Annotated in this window: 14 protein-coding genes; 10 read left to right on the top strand and 4 right to left on the bottom strand. The window is 37.1% G+C overall.

Features of this window, described 5'->3' with window-relative positions:
• Window positions 1-7: 7 nt before the first annotated feature.
• Entirely contained in the window at window positions 8-475 is a 468-nt protein-coding gene (locus A3EE_RS0100200; protein WP_018341398.1) for an Lrp/AsnC family transcriptional regulator, read from the top strand.
• On the opposite strand, the gene A3EE_RS0100195 is transcribed toward A3EE_RS0100200, so the two are convergent.
• Complete coding sequence (locus tag A3EE_RS0100195) at window positions 465-1,802, bottom strand: tetratricopeptide repeat protein (RefSeq protein WP_018341397.1); 1,338 nt, start codon at window positions 1,800-1,802, stop codon at window positions 465-467. The genes A3EE_RS0100200 and A3EE_RS0100195 overlap by 11 nt on opposite strands.
• 80 nt (window positions 1,803-1,882) lie before the next feature.
• Here A3EE_RS0100195 and A3EE_RS0100190 point away from each other — a divergent pair, with 80 nt between their 5' ends.
• From A3EE_RS0100190 to thrC, 8 genes are all read left to right on the top strand, one after another.
• Window positions 1,883-2,791: a M20/M25/M40 family metallo-hydrolase gene (locus A3EE_RS0100190; protein ID WP_018341396.1), complete on the top strand. Its 909-nt coding sequence runs from the start codon at window positions 1,883-1,885 to the stop codon at window positions 2,789-2,791.
• A gap of 204 nt (window positions 2,792-2,995) precedes the next feature.
• Complete coding sequence (locus tag A3EE_RS0100185; protein ID WP_018341395.1) at window positions 2,996-3,568, top strand: adenylate kinase; 573 nt, start codon at window positions 2,996-2,998, stop codon at window positions 3,566-3,568.
• 117 nt (window positions 3,569-3,685) lie between these two features.
• Entirely contained in the window at window positions 3,686-4,699 is a 1,014-nt protein-coding gene (gene obgE / locus A3EE_RS0100180; protein WP_018341394.1) for a GTPase ObgE, read from the top strand.
• A gap of 88 nt (window positions 4,700-4,787) precedes the next feature.
• Window positions 4,788-5,327 carry a nucleotide exchange factor GrpE gene (locus tag A3EE_RS0100175; RefSeq protein WP_018341393.1) on the top strand — a complete coding sequence of 180 codons (540 nt, stop codon included), beginning with the start codon at window positions 4,788-4,790 and terminating at the stop codon, window positions 5,325-5,327.
• A 3-nt stretch (window positions 5,328-5,330) separates the two neighbouring features.
• Window positions 5,331-6,473: a molecular chaperone DnaJ gene (gene dnaJ / locus A3EE_RS0100170; protein ID WP_018341392.1), complete on the top strand. Its 1,143-nt coding sequence runs from the start codon at window positions 5,331-5,333 to the stop codon at window positions 6,471-6,473.
• 227 nt (window positions 6,474-6,700) lie between these two features.
• Entirely contained in the window at window positions 6,701-9,157 is a 2,457-nt protein-coding gene (gene thrA / locus A3EE_RS0100165) for a bifunctional aspartate kinase/homoserine dehydrogenase I (protein ID WP_018341391.1), read from the top strand.
• 105 nt (window positions 9,158-9,262) lie between these two features.
• Entirely contained in the window at window positions 9,263-10,192 is a 930-nt protein-coding gene (locus tag A3EE_RS0100160) for a homoserine kinase (RefSeq protein ID WP_018341390.1), read from the top strand.
• A gap of 98 nt (window positions 10,193-10,290) precedes the next feature.
• A complete protein-coding gene (gene thrC, locus A3EE_RS0100155; RefSeq protein ID WP_018341389.1) occupies window positions 10,291-11,592 on the top strand; it encodes a threonine synthase in 1,302 nt (433 codons plus the stop codon).
• Between the two features lie 34 nt (window positions 11,593-11,626).
• Here the strand turns inward: thrC and A3EE_RS0100150 are convergent, their stop codons facing one another.
• Window positions 11,627-13,000, bottom strand: coding sequence for a hypothetical protein (locus A3EE_RS0100150; protein WP_018341388.1), 1,374 nt, complete (start codon window positions 12,998-13,000; stop codon window positions 11,627-11,629).
• Window positions 13,001-13,355: 355 nt separating this feature from the next.
• On the opposite strand from A3EE_RS0100150, the gene A3EE_RS0100145 reads away from it, so the two are divergent.
• Window positions 13,356-13,547, top strand: a complete 192-nt coding sequence (locus A3EE_RS0100145; protein ID WP_018341387.1) for a cold-shock protein — start codon at window positions 13,356-13,358, stop codon at window positions 13,545-13,547.
• A 63-nt stretch (window positions 13,548-13,610) separates the two neighbouring features.
• Here A3EE_RS0100145 and A3EE_RS0100140 read toward each other — a convergent pair whose 3' ends face one another.
• Complete coding sequence (locus A3EE_RS0100140; RefSeq protein ID WP_018341386.1) at window positions 13,611-15,053, bottom strand: hypothetical protein; 1,443 nt, start codon at window positions 15,051-15,053, stop codon at window positions 13,611-13,613.
• A 38-nt stretch (window positions 15,054-15,091) separates the two neighbouring features.
• Complete coding sequence (locus A3EE_RS0100135) at window positions 15,092-16,069, bottom strand: glycosyltransferase family 9 protein (RefSeq protein WP_018341385.1); 978 nt, start codon at window positions 16,067-16,069, stop codon at window positions 15,092-15,094.
• Between the last annotated feature and the right edge of the window lie 11 nt (window positions 16,070-16,080).

Genomic DNA, 16,080 nt, shown 5'->3' with positions numbered 1-16,080 from the left:
AGCGACAATGAGCATTAAATTAGATTCTATCGATAAGAAAATCCTTGAGATTCTTCAAGCGAATGCTAAAATCACCAATTCACAATTGGCAACTGAGATTGGCTTGTCTCCGGCTCCTACTCTTGAAAGAGTTCGAAAACTGGAAAATATGGGTATAATCAAAAGTTATCACGCTGAAGTTGAACGTGAATTATTAGGCATTGGTACCGCTGTATTTGTTTCTGTGTCCTTATCCGGTCACAAAAAACATCAGATCATGTCGTTTGTTACTCAGATGAATGAAATACCTGAAGTGGTGGAATGCCACCATATCACAGGTTCCGGAGATTTCTTATTGAAAATTCTAGCGAAAGATATTAACTCTTACCAAAAATTAATTTTAGATAAATTGGTAGATATCGAAGAAATCGGAAACATGCAGTCAATGGTTATCCTGTCAACATACAAGGATTCCAAAGTAATGCCTATTTCTTAGCTTTACGCATCCGTTCAATACCTTCGTTGCAATTTCTTGTTACTTCATTGATTGTGGCCGAATAGGTTTTTTCATCTAATTTTTTAACCCGTTGAAGCGCATTTTTGTAATAGGCTTTTGCCCGGTCAGTATAACCTAATTTTTCATACAAAATACCCAACTGACATGAAGCCAATGAATAGCTGTATACCGCTGCATTGTCGCCTTTGTCTTCGCCAAGTTTAATTACTTTTAAAAAGTATTTTTCTGCTTCCGAATGATTCACTAAACGTGTTTCGATTAAGCCCAAATAATAATATGCTGAAAGCGAATATCCCATTTTGGCCATATCGCCGGACTCGGCAAATACAGAGGTTTTCAGTAAATAAAATTTAGATTTTTCCAGCTCACCTTTCTCATATAAAATTCTTCCTAAAAAATAACTTGCATATCTGCCTGTGTTTTCTTCATAGCCAGGCATGGCAATGTTTACCTTATAGTTAATGTCGTAACAAATTTTTTCGCATTCTGCATAATGACCCATGTCCCACGCTGCACGGGCGTACACACGCTGAAAATAAGGATTGTCAGGAAATGTTTCATTCAAATGTTTTGCATAGGGATAAGCCGCTCTTGGCTTATTCTCTTCGTTATTGTAAATGCGCATCAGAAAATATTGCGCTTCAATACGAGTGTAAAATGCGCTGTTTGCACATTCCGTAAGTTGCGACAAACCTACACTTTTACTGCCTTTGGGGAACATGCCTATTAATGGCTTTAACAACGGATATTCTTCTTTCATCCATTCAGCATAGTAATTAAAAATACCTTCACCGAATAAAAACTCCGGACTCATATCGCCCTTGCCTTTTGTATAGGTAAGATAATGCAGTGCACTTTTTCCTTGAAACGCAGCTTTAACATATCCATTGTGTTCTGCAAAATATCTACCTTTAAAACCATGTGCAGCACAAAGAAAAAATGCAGCTTCAATATTTTTATCATCTTCATCAAACAGGGCTTCTCCTTTTTCAATAGAGAGATCTATATATTTCAGAAATTCTTTTTCATATGTATCTTCAAAAGGTTTTGTATCATTATAGGGCATCATCTTCCAGAAATTGCTCAAGCCCATTAAAAAGTAAGGCATCGGATGTTCCGGATATTGGGTTTGGAGATATGAAAAATATTCTTCTGCTTTATCAAATTTAAAATTATACATGTTGTTGATGGCATCTGTAGCTTCCAGTTGAATGGAGTTGTTCGACAACAACATCTCTTCGTCGTCTTGTGAGAAACAACTTAAAGATGCTAAACATGTAATAAATAAAAACAGATACCTTGTCATGTAAATTTTACTATTCAAAATCATTGTATAATTTTAACGAAACAAATGTACATTTATTCCTTTGAGCAATTAATATACCTATGCAACTTTTAAAAGAATTGTGTTCTATACACGCACCTTCAGGGAATGAAGAACCGCTAAAGGATTTTATACTTGATTACATACGTAAAAACGTAGGTCAATGGTCACATAAACCAACGATATATCACGATGGAGATTTGCAGGATTGTATTGTGCTTGTATTTGGCAAGCCACAAACAGCAATCTTTGCGCATATGGACTCAATAGGTTTTACAGTTTCATACAACAATCACCTGCATCCGATCGGTTCGTCATCTGCGAAAGAAGGATATCAATTGGTTGGAAAAGATTCTAAAGGCGAAATTCGCGGAACATTAAGAATTGTTGAGGAAGAATGGATTGTTGAAGCGGGCCGCATCATTGATAGAGGGACGGAATTGACATTCGCTCCCAATTTTAGAGATGAAGGCGATTACATACTGAGTCCATACCTGGATGATCGTTTGGGCGTATGGACAGCCTTGGAAGTGGCGAAAACGTTGGAAAACGGAATCATTGCTTTTACCTGTTGGGAAGAACATGGCGGAGGCTCTGTAGCGTATCTGGCACGCTGGATCTATGAGACGTTTCAGGTAAAGCAGTCGCTGATCTGCGATATCACTTGGGTGACAGATGGCGTGGAAGCCGGCAAGGGTGTTGCCATTTCGATGCGCGACCGCATGATCCCACGTAAAAAATATGTAAATCAGATTATTGAATTGACGAAGCAAACGACTATTCCGTTTCAGTTGGAAGTGGAAGGAGCAGGCGCCAGCGATGGACGTGAATTGCAGCTTTCGCCCTATCCCTGGGACTGGTGTTTTATTGGCGCACCTGAAAAAGACGCTCATACACCAAATGAATGCGTTCATAAAAAGGACATTGAATCCATGGTGGCGTTGTATAAGCATTTGATGGAAAAAATGTAAGTCTGAACCATTGATTAAGCTGATTTAACTGATAGAAAATGATGTTGGATTAATACAAAATAAATTTCAATGTGATTATATGCTCAACATTACATCGAATACTCATAAAAATCATAGAAATCACATAAATCCTGGTTCAGACATCTTACCCTTTCACCGAAAAAGCGTATTTTTGTAACTTCAAAAGAATAAAAAAGAATTAATATGTTGAATATTGTCTTATTTGGCCCTCCGGGAGCAGGTAAAGGAACTCAAAGTGAAAAATTAATTGCTAAATATAAATTAGCGCATCTATCTACCGGTGACATTTTTCGCGATCACATTTCGCGTAAAACCGAACTGGGAGTGAAGGTGAAAGAATATATCGATAATGGTTTATTAGTGCCCGATGAAGTTACTGTTGGAATTTTAAAAGCTGCTATCGAAGCAAATGCCGGAGCAACCGGTTTTATCTTTGACGGCTTTCCAAGAACCGTTCATCAGGCAGAAGTGCTGGATGGAATGTTAACTACATTGAATACAAAAATTCATTCTGTGATTGCCTTAGATGTGAATGAAGATGAGTTAAAAAAACGCATTGAAATTCGCAGACAAACTTCCGGCCGTGCCGATGATGATGCAGAAAAAGTATTGAAACGCATCGACGAATATTTTCAGAAAACCATTCATGTATTGCCATACTACGAAGCACAGGGCAAGGCTGTGAAAGTACAAGGCATTGGCGAGATCGAAACAATCTTTACAGCAATCTGTAAAGCGGTAGATTCAGCAAAATAATAATTCATTTATATCACGACACAGATTGAAATATATAGTTTTCAATCTGTGTTATTCATTTCACCTGGTTAAGCGTTAAGCATTCAGCTTTTCGCCTTTAGCTTTAAGCAAAAAAAAGTGGCTTCATCCAACTTTATAGATTACGTAAAAGTATGCTGCCGCTCCGGTAAAGGGGGCGCGGGTGCTACACATTTTCGCAAGGAAAAACATACACCGCTTGGTGGTCCGGATGGCGGAAACGGCGGCCGTGGAGGGCACATTATATTGAGAGGTAACGTTCAGTTGTGGACCTTACTGCACTTGAAATACACCAAACACATTATGGCCGAAGATGGCGAACGTGGTGGCACAAACAGAGCATCGGGAGCACAAGGTAAAGATCAGATTGTAGAAGTACCGCTGGGTACCATAGCACGTGATCCGGAAACAGGTGAAAAGATTGCAGAGATCACGGAAGACGGGCAGGAACTTATTCTGATACCGGCAGGTAGAGGTGGTTTGGGTAACGAACAATTCAAAACATCAACAAACCAGGCACCTCACTATGCACAACCGGGAGAACCGGGTATAGAGGCATGGGTGGTTCTGGAATTGAAAGTATTGGCTGATGTTGGTTTGGTTGGTTTTCCAAATGCCGGAAAATCTACATTGCTATCGAAAGTATCTGCTGCAAAACCTGAAATTGCAGACTATGCGTTCACCACATTGGTGCCGAATTTAGGTGTTGTAAAATACCGCGACTATCGATCGTTTATCATGGCCGATATTCCGGGTATTATTGAAGGCGCTGCAGAAGGCAAAGGCCTTGGGATCCGCTTCCTGAGACACATTGAACGAAATTCAATTTTATTATTTTTAATAGCTGCCGATTCAAAAGATATCCGTGCTGAATATGAAATATTATTGAACGAACTTCAGAAATACAATCCGGAATTGCTGCACAAAGATCGTATTCTTGCGATCTCAAAATCAGACATGCTGGACGATGAATTGAAAGAGGAAATTAAGAAAGAACTTCCTAAAGGAGTCCAGACCGTATTTTTCTCTTCTTATTTAAATCAGGGATTAACGGAATTGAAGGATTTATTATGGACAACCATGAATAAACCTAAAAATGACTTCATGGATTAAAACTTAACGAGTTGGGCGGTGTCATATTGTCAGAAAAATAGCTTGGCAAACTTATTGACAAGCCTTTCTTGTCAATCATATTATAATTATGGCAAACGAAGAAATTAACGAAGATCAATTGGATAATTCTGCTGAAAAAGAAGTAGTTGCAGAAACTGCGGAAAAGGCACCAGAATTGACAGAATTAGAAAAAGCAACAGCTGATGCGGCTGATTGGAAAGATAAATATGTCAGATTGTACGCTGAATTTGACAACTACAAAAGACGTACAAGCAAAGAACGCATCGATTTGTTGAAAACAGCAAACGAAGATTTGATGAGCAGCTTAATTCCGATCATTGATGATTTTGATCGTGCATTAAAAAACATTCCTGCTACAGAAGAAACAAAAGTATTACGCGAAGGTGTTGAATTGATTCATAATAAATTCAATAAAACACTTCAGCAAAAAGGCCTTACTGCTATGAATGCGCAAGGCGAAGTTTTTGATACGGAGTTACACGAAGCGATTACTCAGATACCTGCACCAACACCGGATTTGAAAGGTAAAGTAGTTGACGAAGTTGAAAAGGGATACCTTCTTGGCGAAAAAGTAATCAGATACGCGAAGGTTGTTATTGGAGCTTAAGAAATGGCAAAGAGAGATTATTACGAAGTACTGGAAATTTCTAAATCAGCATCTGCGGACGAGATAAAAAAAGCGTACCGTAAATTGGCGATTAAATATCACCCGGATAAAAACCCAGACAATCCGGCCGCTGAAGAAAAATTCAAAGAAGCAGCGGAAGCATATGAAGTATTAAGTTCGCCTGAGAAGAAACAGCGTTATGATCAATATGGTCATCAGGCTGCAGGCGGCGGCGGTTACGGTGGTGGCGGAATGAATATGGATGACATATTCTCTCAGTTCGGCGATGTGTTTGGCGGAGGCGGTTCTCCATTTGAAAGTTTCTTCGGTGGCGGCGGTTCAAGCCGTGGCAGAGGCGTACGTAAGGGAAGCAATCTTCGCATTAAGTTGAAATTGAACTTAGAAGAAATTGCGAACGGTTGTGAAAAGAAAATAAAAGTGAAGCGCCAGGTTGCCTGCGACGAATGTAGCGGCACAGGAGCTAAAAATAGTTCGGTACAGAAGTGTGGTACATGTAATGGAACCGGCCAGGTTAAGAAGGTAGTAAATACCATGCTTGGCCAAATGATGTCTGCAGTGACATGTTCAACTTGTAGCGGAGAAGGTACGATCATTAAAGATAAATGTACCTCATGTCACGGACAAGGTACAATTGAAAAGGAAGAGACCATTACAATCAAAATTCCTGCTGGCGTTGTAGACGGTATGCAATTGTCGATGAGTGGCAAAGGAAACATGCCTCCTAGAGGCGGCGTTGCCGGCGACTTATTGATCTTGATTGAAGAGATCGAAGACGAATTATTAAAGCGTGATGGCTTAAATATTATTTATGAACTATATGTAACGTTCTTTGATGCCGTGTTTGGAACAAGCATTGAAGTACCTACGGTAGATGGTAAGGTTAAAATTAAAATTGAACCGGGTACACAAAGCGGCAAGATTTTACGCTTGCGTTCAAAAGGTTTAAAAGACGTAAACAGTTATCAGAAAGGTGATCAACTGATTTATGTGAACGTGTGGACTCCGCAGGAACTTACAAAAGAAGAAAAAGAAATTTTATCATCGATAAAAGATTCAGAAAGCTTCAAACCAAATCCGGGCAAGAATGATAAGTCGTTCTTTGAACGCATGAAAGAATTCTTTTAATAGAAATTATTAATACAGTATTTGAAAGTCCTGCCGATCCCGATCCCGATAGCTATCGGGATCGGGATCGGCAGGACTTTTTTATGCGTATAAATCAAAGAGTTATAAAATTACAATCGATTTTTAGTTATTTAACAAAATCTGCCGAATTAACTATCCTTTTGTTCCCGAAAAACCTTAAAAAACACTATTTTTGCAAGTATTTTTATTAAGATAATACCAATACTATGAAAGTGTTAAAGTTTGGCGGTACCTCTGTAGGTTCTGTAGAGAGCATCCGTAAAGTCGCAGAAATTCTTTCTTCTTATAAAAAGAAGGAAAAGTTTGTAGTTGTTTTTTCTGCTATGTCAGGAATAACAAATTTATTAGTTGAAGTAGGTCAGAAGGCATCCGCTACGGATATTTCATACCAGCAGATTTTAAAGACGATTGAACAGAAACACGTAAGCACGGCAAAGACATTAATTGATGTTAAGAATCAAGGTAAAGTTATTGCACAGCTTAAATTGGTATTGAACGAACTTCAGGATTTATTGCAAGGTGTTTACTTATTGAAAGAATTATCTCCGCGCTCGAACGATTTGGTATTGAGCTTTGGCGAGCGTCTTTCTTCGTACTTGGTTTCAGAATTCTTAAAGCAGGAAGGTGTTGACGTTACGTTCTTAGACGCGCGTAAAGTAATTGTTACAGACAATGGTTTTGGTTCAGCGAAAGTTGATTTCAAAAAAACAGACAAAGCAATCAAAGATTATTTCAAAGATGTTAAGTCGAGTGTGGTAACTACAGGCTTTATCGGTTCAACGGAGAAAGGTGAAACAACAACATTAGGTCGTGGAGGTTCTGACTATACAGCTTCTGTATTTGGTGCTGCGCTTGATAGCGAAGGCATAGAAATATGGACAGACGTAGACGGTATCATGACTGCTGACCCACGCAAAGTAAAACGCGCGTTCACACTTCCGCAGGTTTCATACATCGAAGCAATGGAAATGTCGCACTTTGGCGCGAAGGTTATTTATCCGCCAACGTTGCAGCCGGCATTCAAAAAAAATATTCCGATCTGGATTAAAAATACATTCAATACTGCATTTGAAGGAACATTGATCAATGCGAAAACAAGTGTAACCGATCATTCTGTAAAAGGTATTTCATCCATTGAAAACATTTCAATGTTGAACTTAACCGGAAGCGGTATGGTGGGTGTGCCAGGTGTGTCAGGACGTTTGTTCGGTGCATTGGCAAGAAATCTTATCAATGTAATTTTAATTACACAGGCATCGTCAGAGCATTCAATCTGTTTTGTGATCGACTCCAAAGAAGCTGTTAAAGCGAAAGCTGCAGTAGATGAAGAGTTTGAACATGAAATCAAAGCAGGTAAAATAGATAAGCTTCATGAAAAAGATAATTTAGCAATTGTTGCAGTAGTAGGTGATAACATGCGTCACACACCGGGCATTGCAGGTAAATTATTTTCTTCATTAGGAAAGAACGGTATCAACGTTGTTGCAATCGCACAAGGTTCTTCAGAGATTAACTTGTCTGTAGTGATCGGCAAAGAAGATCTGACAAAAGCATTGAATGTTATTCATGAATCATTCTTCCTGAGTGATGTAAAAACAATCAACGTATTTGTTATTGGTGTTGGTTTGATCGGTAGTGCTTTGTTGAAGCAGTTGCAGAAACAAGGTGCATATCTTTTAAAAGAAAAAGGATTTAAGATCAACGTGGTTGGTTTAGCAAACAGCAAGAAAATGCTTATCAATGAAAATGGTGTAGCATTAACAAGCTGGAAAGAAAAATTAGAAGAGCAAGGTGAGAAGGCAAACTTAAAAGAGTTTGTAAAACGCATGGTTGATTTGAATCTTCGCAACTCAATTTTTGTTGATAATACATCAAACAAAGATGTGGTTTCATTCTATCATAATATTTTAGATGAAAGCATTTCTATTGTTACACCAAACAAACTTGCAAATTCAGGCTTGTTTAAGGATTACAAAAAGCTTCAGGAAACTGCTTTTAAGCGTGGCGTGAAGTTGATGTATGAAACAAACGTTGGTGCAGGACTTCCAGTGATTAATACGTTGAACGATTTAAAAGATAGTGGCGATAAAATTATTCGTATTGAAGGGGTATTGTCAGGCACACTATCATATATCTTCAACAATTTCAAAGGAGATAAAAAATTCAGCGACATTGTTAAAGAAGCAAAGGAAAAAGGATTTACGGAACCGGATCCAAGAGACGATCTCAATGGGAAAGATGTTGCACGTAAGATCTTGATCTTGTCACGTGAAGCAGGGTTCAGTTTAGAGTTTGATGATGTAATTGTTGAAAATATTCTTCCTGCTTCGTGTCTAAAAGCAAAAACGGTTGAAGAATTCTTCGTTGAATTAGAGAAAAACAATAACGTGTTTTCTAAGAAACGCGACGAAGCAGATAAAGTAAACAAAGTATTACGCTTCATTGCAAAACTTGAAAACGGTAAAGCGGAAGTGAGCTTACAAGCAGTTGATGGTACGCACCCATTCTTCTCGCTTTCAGGAAGTGACAACATGATTGCATATACAACAGAAAGATACAAAGAGAGACCATTGGTGATCAAAGGTCCTGGAGCCGGTGCAGAAGTTACTGCAGCAGGTGTGTTTGGAGATATCATCCGTATCAGCAATTACCTAAAAGGGTAAAAGTTTTAAGTTCTAGGTTTTAAGTTTTAAGAAGTTCTAACATACCATGTATGTTAATTTTTAAAATCTTAAAACTTAATACATAAAACTTAAAACTTATTTAATATGAAAGATAGTATAAAAGTATTTGCCCCTGCTACTGTAGCCAACGTTTCGTGTGGTTTCGATGTGCTGGGCTTTGCTGTAGATAATCCCGGCGACGAAGTACTTCTTCGCTTATCAGATAAAAAAGGCGTACGCATTACTTCGATTACAGGAGATGGCGGACGCTTGCCAAAAGATGCCGAAAAAAATACCGTTAGTATTTCTATACTTCGTTATTTAGAAAAATTAGGTATCGAACAAGGAATTGAAATTGAACTGACTAAGAAAATGCCGTTGGGGAGTGGATTGGGTTCAAGTGCTGCATCTACGGTTGCTGGCGTGTATGCGATCAATCAATTGCTAGGCAATAAAATGGAAGTGAAAGATCTTCTTCCGTTTGCAATGGAAGGTGAATTTTTGGCTTGCGGTTCAGCACATGCAGATAACGTTGCGCCATGTTTGTATGGTGGTTTTGTATTGGTAAGAAGTTATGATCCATTAGATGTGGTTAAACTTACTGTTCCATCAAATTTATATGCAACCATTATCCACCCACATGTTGAAGTGCAGACAAAAGATGCGCGCAACATACTTCCAAAACAAATTCCATTAAGTTTAGCTGTTGCTCAGTGGGGTAATGTAGGCGGTTTGGTTGCAGGCTTGCTAATGAACGATACAAGTTTGATCGGTCGTTCTATGCAGGATCTTATTGTTGAACCTGCACGTTCGGTATTGATTCCCGGATTTGATGATGTGAAAAAAGCTGCATTGGATGCTGGTGCATTGGGATGTTCTATCTCTGGTTCGGGTCCTTCGATCTTTGCATTGAGTACAGATCAAGAGACAGCTAACAAAATCGGACAGGCAATGAAAAAAAGCTTTGACGCAATTAATATTGGCACCGATGTATATGTGTCGACGGTAAATCAGCAAGGACCAAAAATTATTTAAGCCGAAGGCTTAAAGCTAAATGCCTAAAGCAAAACAATAAGTTTATTAATTGAAATATTCGCCTTTAGCCTTCAGCTTTAGGCCTTAAGCATAAAAAAATGAAACTATACAGTACAAATCATCAGGTACCTGAAGTAAATTTGAAAGAAGCCGTATTCAAAGGCTTGCCGGATGACAATGGTTTATACATGCCGGAAAGTATTCCGACATTGCCTGCATCTTTTTTTGAAAACATCGACAAACTTTCGTTTCAGGATATTGCTTTTGAAGTATGCAAAACATTGATCGGTGATGAAGTTCCTGAAAAGGAAATCAGAAGCATTGTTGACGATGTATTGACCTTTGAAGCGCCGGTTATAAAGGTTGAAGACAATATTTATGTGCTTGAATTATTCCATGGTCCGACGTTAGCATTTAAAGATTTTGGCGCACGTTTCATGGCGCGGTTAATGTCTTACTTCTTACAAAAAGAAAAGACGGAGATTATGATTCTGGTTGCAACTTCCGGAGATACAGGTAGTGCTGTGGCGCAAGGCTTCTTAGACAAGGCAGGCATTAAAGTAACAATTCTATATCCAAGCAAAAAGGTAAGCGATCTTCAGGAGAAACAACTTACTACACTTGGCAAAAATATCACAGCACTTGAAGTGTTGGGTACGTTTGACGATTGTCAGCGTATGGTGAAACAAGCGTTCTTAGATAAAGAAATTACATCGAAGATCAATTTGTCTTCTGCAAATTCTATTAACATTAGCCGATTGATTCCACAGTCGTTCTACTATTTCTATGCGTATGCACAGGCTAAGAAATTAGGAAAGAAGGTTGTATTCTCTGTGCCAAGCGGCAACTTCGGAAACATTTGCGGCGGTTTGATCGCGAAAAAAATGGGCTTGCCGGTTGATATGTTTGTTGCATCAACAAACGTAAACGACATCATGCCGAAGTATATCAATACAGGTGTATTTGAAGCGAAGCCTTCTATAGCAACAATCAGCAATGCAATGGATGTTGGAAATCCAAGCAACTATCCGCGTGTGATTGAATTGTATGGTAAAGATATTAACGCCTTGCGGAAAGATGTGGTTGGTAAAGCATATACAGATGAGGCAACCGCTGCAGCTGTTAAGTCCGTGTACAAAGCTACAGGATATGTAATGGATCCGCATGGAGCAGTCGGTTATTTAGGCTTGAAAGAATATTTCAAAGAGAGCGGTAAAGATGCTACAGGTATTTTCTTAGCAACGGCACATCCCGCAAAGTTCATTGAAGTAGTAAACGACATCATTGAAAAGGATGTTGAAATTCCGGCACGCTTGCAGGAAGTTGCAAACAAAAAGAAAGAATCGATTGTGATCGAAAATGATTTTGAAAAACTGAAATCGTTCTTACTTAATAAATAATAAAAAAGCCCCTCAAATCAGAGGGGCTTTTTTATTATTTATTTTCTTTTTCAATTGCATCGATTCCTTCATAACTGGCTTTATCATAGTCCGGATGTTCTAAGCCATCCCAAAATTCCTGGCGCACTTCGGTTGTCATAAAATTTGCTTTCCAGGATGCAAAGGTCATGCTGTCGTAATGCAACGTACGCGTATAATATTGCCTGTTAGTCATTGTGCCATATACAAAGCAAAAAATCAGAAGTAGCCCAATACTGTATTTTATTAAGTTATTTTTTAATTGAAACAGATATGTTAGAAATACTGCAAAACCAATTGCTAAGATCCCATACAAGTCAATCATAGGTCTGCAAGCGAGTCCACCTCCATACCACCAGCACCACCAGGCAAAAATTATGTATGTAAATATTACGAATAGCAGTATCGCGCCTATGGTAAATTGACGAACATATTTATATGATAATATTAGTCCCAGTGTTGCAAAAAATAAAACTGGATTGTAAATAAAACATCCTTTTCTAAAACCGAACAATCCTTGGAATACGTGCGAATTCAGCCAATAAAAACGTTCATTAGTGTAAGACCAAAATAAAAAATGCCCGGTTGCATATTTCCAGTAAGCCATCTGTATGCACAAAATTAGAAATGCAGAAAATGCTATTACGAATAATTGCAAACGACTGCGCAAAAAGAATTGAATTTTGTTTTGCAATTCATTTTTTGAAGATATTCCATAAAAAATAAATACTATTAAAATGATGCAATCAATAGGTCTGACCAGAGTGATTAAACCTAACAATAAACCAATGGCAATACTGTTTTTAATACTTGTTTTTTCATGCCAATTGATTGTTAAATAAATAAATATTGTAATCAAACAGAATAAATAACTGTGAGACATTAATTCAAATAAAGAATAATTAAGAAGATTCGTACTGAAGTAAATACTAAGCAAGGTGAGTGCTGTAACTACATCGGAGAAGTAGCGCAACAAAATTTTGCGTAAGAAAACAAATCCAATAAATGTGTAACAGATATTGGACAAAACTAAAAATAAAGAATAAATCATTGAATAGCCGTTGGGCAAATACATATCTGGTTGCAACAAGGCAATACCATGAGCTACGAGAAAAAAAGGAGCATAAAGTATTGCCAGGCCACAGGACATTTTAACGACACGTTTATTGTCGTCCGTCATATTGGTCCAGATTGTAACCCCTTCCGGTATATCTTTATCTAAAAAAGAAAAAGTTAAATCTTTATAAATAAATAAACCCGGAAGATAGGAATAGTAAGAAATCACATCCCATTCTATAACTGTATTTCTATATCTTTGAACAGTTGCTGTAATATAAATCATTGCGATGGCAATGATGAATAAAGAGATTTTAGAAAAAATGAATTTCATTTATTAGTTACTTTGAAGTAGATTTTTCAGGAAAACAGATGAGATAGTAATGTTCCAAAACCGGGCTAAAATCCATGAATTTCACCTTAGAATTATCCATTGTGTTTATGCTTGGAATATTAACTTCTTTATTTAGTGGTACTATAACAATAAATCCATTTGATAACAGCCAATATAGAGTATTAACCTACTAATTTATGAATTTTTGCTCAATCTGCTATAGTAGCATAGAAAGGGCAATTGAAAGGCAAAAATACAACTCCCTGACTACGAATGGATGTAAAAAAAATGACGATTTTCTTTGTATATTAATTTTTATTCATAACTTTAGTATTCAATTAATTACAATACCATTATGAATACGGGAACAGTAAAATTCTTCAATGAAACCAAAGGATTTGGTTTTATACTAGACAATGCAAGCAACAAGGAAATTTTTGTACACGTTTCTGGATTGAAAGAACAAATTACAAAAGACGACAAAGTTGAATTTGAAATTGTTGAAGGTAAAAAAGGAGTTAATGCAGTAGATGTTAAAAGAATCTAATTACTCACTTGCCACATTATAAAAAAAGGACTTAGTTTTAAGTCCTTTTTTTATGCTTTTAGATCAAAGTCCTGAGGCATTTTTTTGATTGACAAGATAGGGTTGAAGAGGTAAGTTGAAATATTTTTTATTCAGATCGTTTTGATTCCAATTTCGGTAGAAAGGAACGCAAAGGAAAAGTACGGAATCTTTGGTATTAATTTGGTCAGGTTCATTTTTATCAGTCAGATAGACTGTTGTTTGTTCCTGTTTTGTATTTAATGCAGATCGCAATAACGTTTCTGTCCCGCATGCCCAGGTTGTATAGTTTTGATCAATGTCGTCTTTAAATACCAATAGTTTTTTTGTTGATTGTGAATGCGCAAGATGAATTAAGGTGTCAACATACTCAAGATGATGTTCAAAATAATTTTTTGCTAAATAAATTTTATTGATTCCTCTGCAAAATATAAACAGACAGAAGAGTAGGGCTACCAGCTGTATTTTTTTAGTAGACATAATATCCTGCAAAAATGGGATGGCAACCAAGAAAGATAATGGCATGAAATATTTTTCCATCGCAATGTGACTGTCTCCTTTATTGAAGGTGATGAAACAAATCAGTAGAAATCCTCCTGTATTTAAAGCAAACCAACCCAAAAGAAGCCAATTCTTTTTTACAATGTAGTATGCCGTAATAGCAAAAAGAAGAAGAGTAACAATTAAATACAAACTGAATAAACGCAGTATGAAGAATTTTGTACTATCCAGAGACAGCAGCTGACTTATTAATTCAGGAGTGCTGTTGAGTTGTCCGAATAGATTACCTTCATAAGAAGCACTGCTTGTAAATAGAATCTTTGATGCATAAAGGATGAAAGTAATCAACAGCAAAACAATGATACGGGGATTTTTATATTTTTTGGTATGTAGTAAATAAACGCCAATGATAAATACGATTGAAAAGAATGTCATTGGGTGAAAGAAGAAGCAAATCAGCAATAGGATTGTCGCAACACCTACATAGATAACAGGATGAATCTGCTTCTGCGTTTTTTCCGGATAAAAGAGCCAGGCATAAAATGTTGTGGTAAATAACATTCCAACGGGCAATTCTGTAACACAATAATAAAATGAATCTTGGATACATACTGTATAGAGGAATAAAACAGCTGTACTCGCAACAGTGTTTTTTAATAGATGTGCATTAATGATAAAGACGATATAACCTATCAATACATAAGACAACGAGTAGGTGATCAATACAGTTTTAAGCGGAAGGCCTAGTTTGATTGCTATAAGCGGAAAGGTCTGGACAAGGATCGTACTCCAGCGCCCGGCTTCAATATTATAAGATTCAGAATTAATAAGCTGAAAACATTGATACGCGGAATCGTAATATAAAACACGCTCAGCATAAAAGTATACAGATAGATAAACTAAAAGGAGCATAAAGAAGTGTCCCAATAAGATCAAACAGGTATCCGGATCAATAGGCCTCTTTTTAAAAATATCTTTTAAATTCATTGCGCTTTATCTAAATAGGAGATGGATAGATTTGTTAATTAAGACCAGATGTCTTCAATCTCATGCACGGGAAGTATTTGTTCGTTCATACATTTGAAATGTTTTTTAGGACACGTATTAAAGCCGATTTTTGAACAGGGTCTGCAGCTAAGATCTTGAACCTGCCATAAAACATATTCTGTTTTATAAGGATACATGCCAAACTCCGGAACGGTATTGCCCCAAATAGAAATGATACGTTTTTTCAATGCGGCTGCAATGTGCATTAAGCCGGTGTCATGTGTATATAGATAATTGCTTTGTTCAACCAACGATGCCGATTGATTTAAGTTGTATGTGCCGCAGGTATTTAAAATGTTTTTTGAAGCTGAAAAATGGCTGACGAGTATATCACCCATAGGAGTGTCTTCTTTACCGCCTAATAACAATATCGGAAGTGAGATTTTTTTAATGAGTTCTTTTAACTTCGTTTCGGGTAAACGCTTTGTTGCATGTTGTGCCCCTATCGCAATAGCTACATACCCTTTGCTTCTATATACGTCAGGTAGACTTGCCAGATCTATAATATCTTTTTTCGGAATAAAATAATCTAAACCCCCGCCATCATTTTTTATACCTAATGTATGCATGGTTTCCAGATATCGATCAACAATATGTTTGTCGGGCATTGTTTTAAACTTCCAATTTACAAACAACCACTTCTGTATATTTAATTTGTCAAATGAATAACTCTTAGCCTTGAGCGCCCATTTGATTTTCAGCGTGCGGATATTTTTATGCAGATCAATAACTACATCAAACTTTTCTAGTTTCAGTTCATTGATCAACTCTGTTGTGGATGTACTTAATACATGTACTTTATCAACGTAAGGATTATTTTCTAAAATACTTTTGAAAGTATTCTTCGTTGCATAATGTATTTCGGCATTTGGTAATTGTTTTTTCAAACACCTTATTACAGGCGTTGTTAAAACAATATCTCCAATAGATGAAAAACGAAGAATTAAAATTTTCATAGTTGATATCC

It is taken from the genome of Cytophaga aurantiaca DSM 3654, assembly GCF_000379725.1.
Taxonomy (GTDB): domain Bacteria; phylum Bacteroidota; class Bacteroidia; order Cytophagales; family Cytophagaceae; genus Cytophaga; species Cytophaga aurantiaca.
This window is presented reverse-complemented; position numbering and strand designations above follow the sequence as displayed.

Excerpts from the sequence above, each read along its gene's own strand:
- A3EE_RS0100190 (WP_018341396.1), top strand. The coding sequence starts at position 1,883 with ATGCAACTTTTAAAAGAATTGTGTTCTATACACGCACCTTCAGGGAAT.
- A3EE_RS0100175 (WP_018341393.1), top strand. The coding sequence starts at position 4,788 with ATGGCAAACGAAGAAATTAACGAAGATCAATTGGATAATTCTGCTGAA.
- A3EE_RS0100145 (WP_018341387.1), top strand. The coding sequence starts at position 13,356 with ATGAATACGGGAACAGTAAAATTCTTCAATGAAACCAAAGGATTTGGT.
- A3EE_RS0100185 (WP_018341395.1), top strand. The coding sequence starts at position 2,996 with ATGTTGAATATTGTCTTATTTGGCCCTCCGGGAGCAGGTAAAGGAACT.
- A3EE_RS0100160 (WP_018341390.1), top strand. The coding sequence starts at position 9,263 with ATGAAAGATAGTATAAAAGTATTTGCCCCTGCTACTGTAGCCAACGTT.
- thrA (WP_018341391.1), top strand. The coding sequence starts at position 6,701 with ATGAAAGTGTTAAAGTTTGGCGGTACCTCTGTAGGTTCTGTAGAGAGC.
- A3EE_RS0100200 (WP_018341398.1), top strand. The coding sequence starts at position 8 with ATGAGCATTAAATTAGATTCTATCGATAAGAAAATCCTTGAGATTCTT.
- thrC (WP_018341389.1), top strand. The coding sequence starts at position 10,291 with ATGAAACTATACAGTACAAATCATCAGGTACCTGAAGTAAATTTGAAA.
- dnaJ (WP_018341392.1), top strand. The coding sequence starts at position 5,331 with ATGGCAAAGAGAGATTATTACGAAGTACTGGAAATTTCTAAATCAGCA.
- A3EE_RS0100150 (WP_018341388.1), bottom strand. The coding sequence starts at position 13,000 with ATGAAATTCATTTTTTCTAAAATCTCTTTATTCATCATTGCCATCGCA.
- A3EE_RS0100140 (WP_018341386.1), bottom strand. The coding sequence starts at position 15,053 with ATGAATTTAAAAGATATTTTTAAAAAGAGGCCTATTGATCCGGATACC.
- A3EE_RS0100195 (WP_018341397.1), bottom strand. The coding sequence starts at position 1,802 with ATGACAAGGTATCTGTTTTTATTTATTACATGTTTAGCATCTTTAAGT.
- A3EE_RS0100135 (WP_018341385.1), bottom strand. The coding sequence starts at position 16,069 with ATGAAAATTTTAATTCTTCGTTTTTCATCTATTGGAGATATTGTTTTA.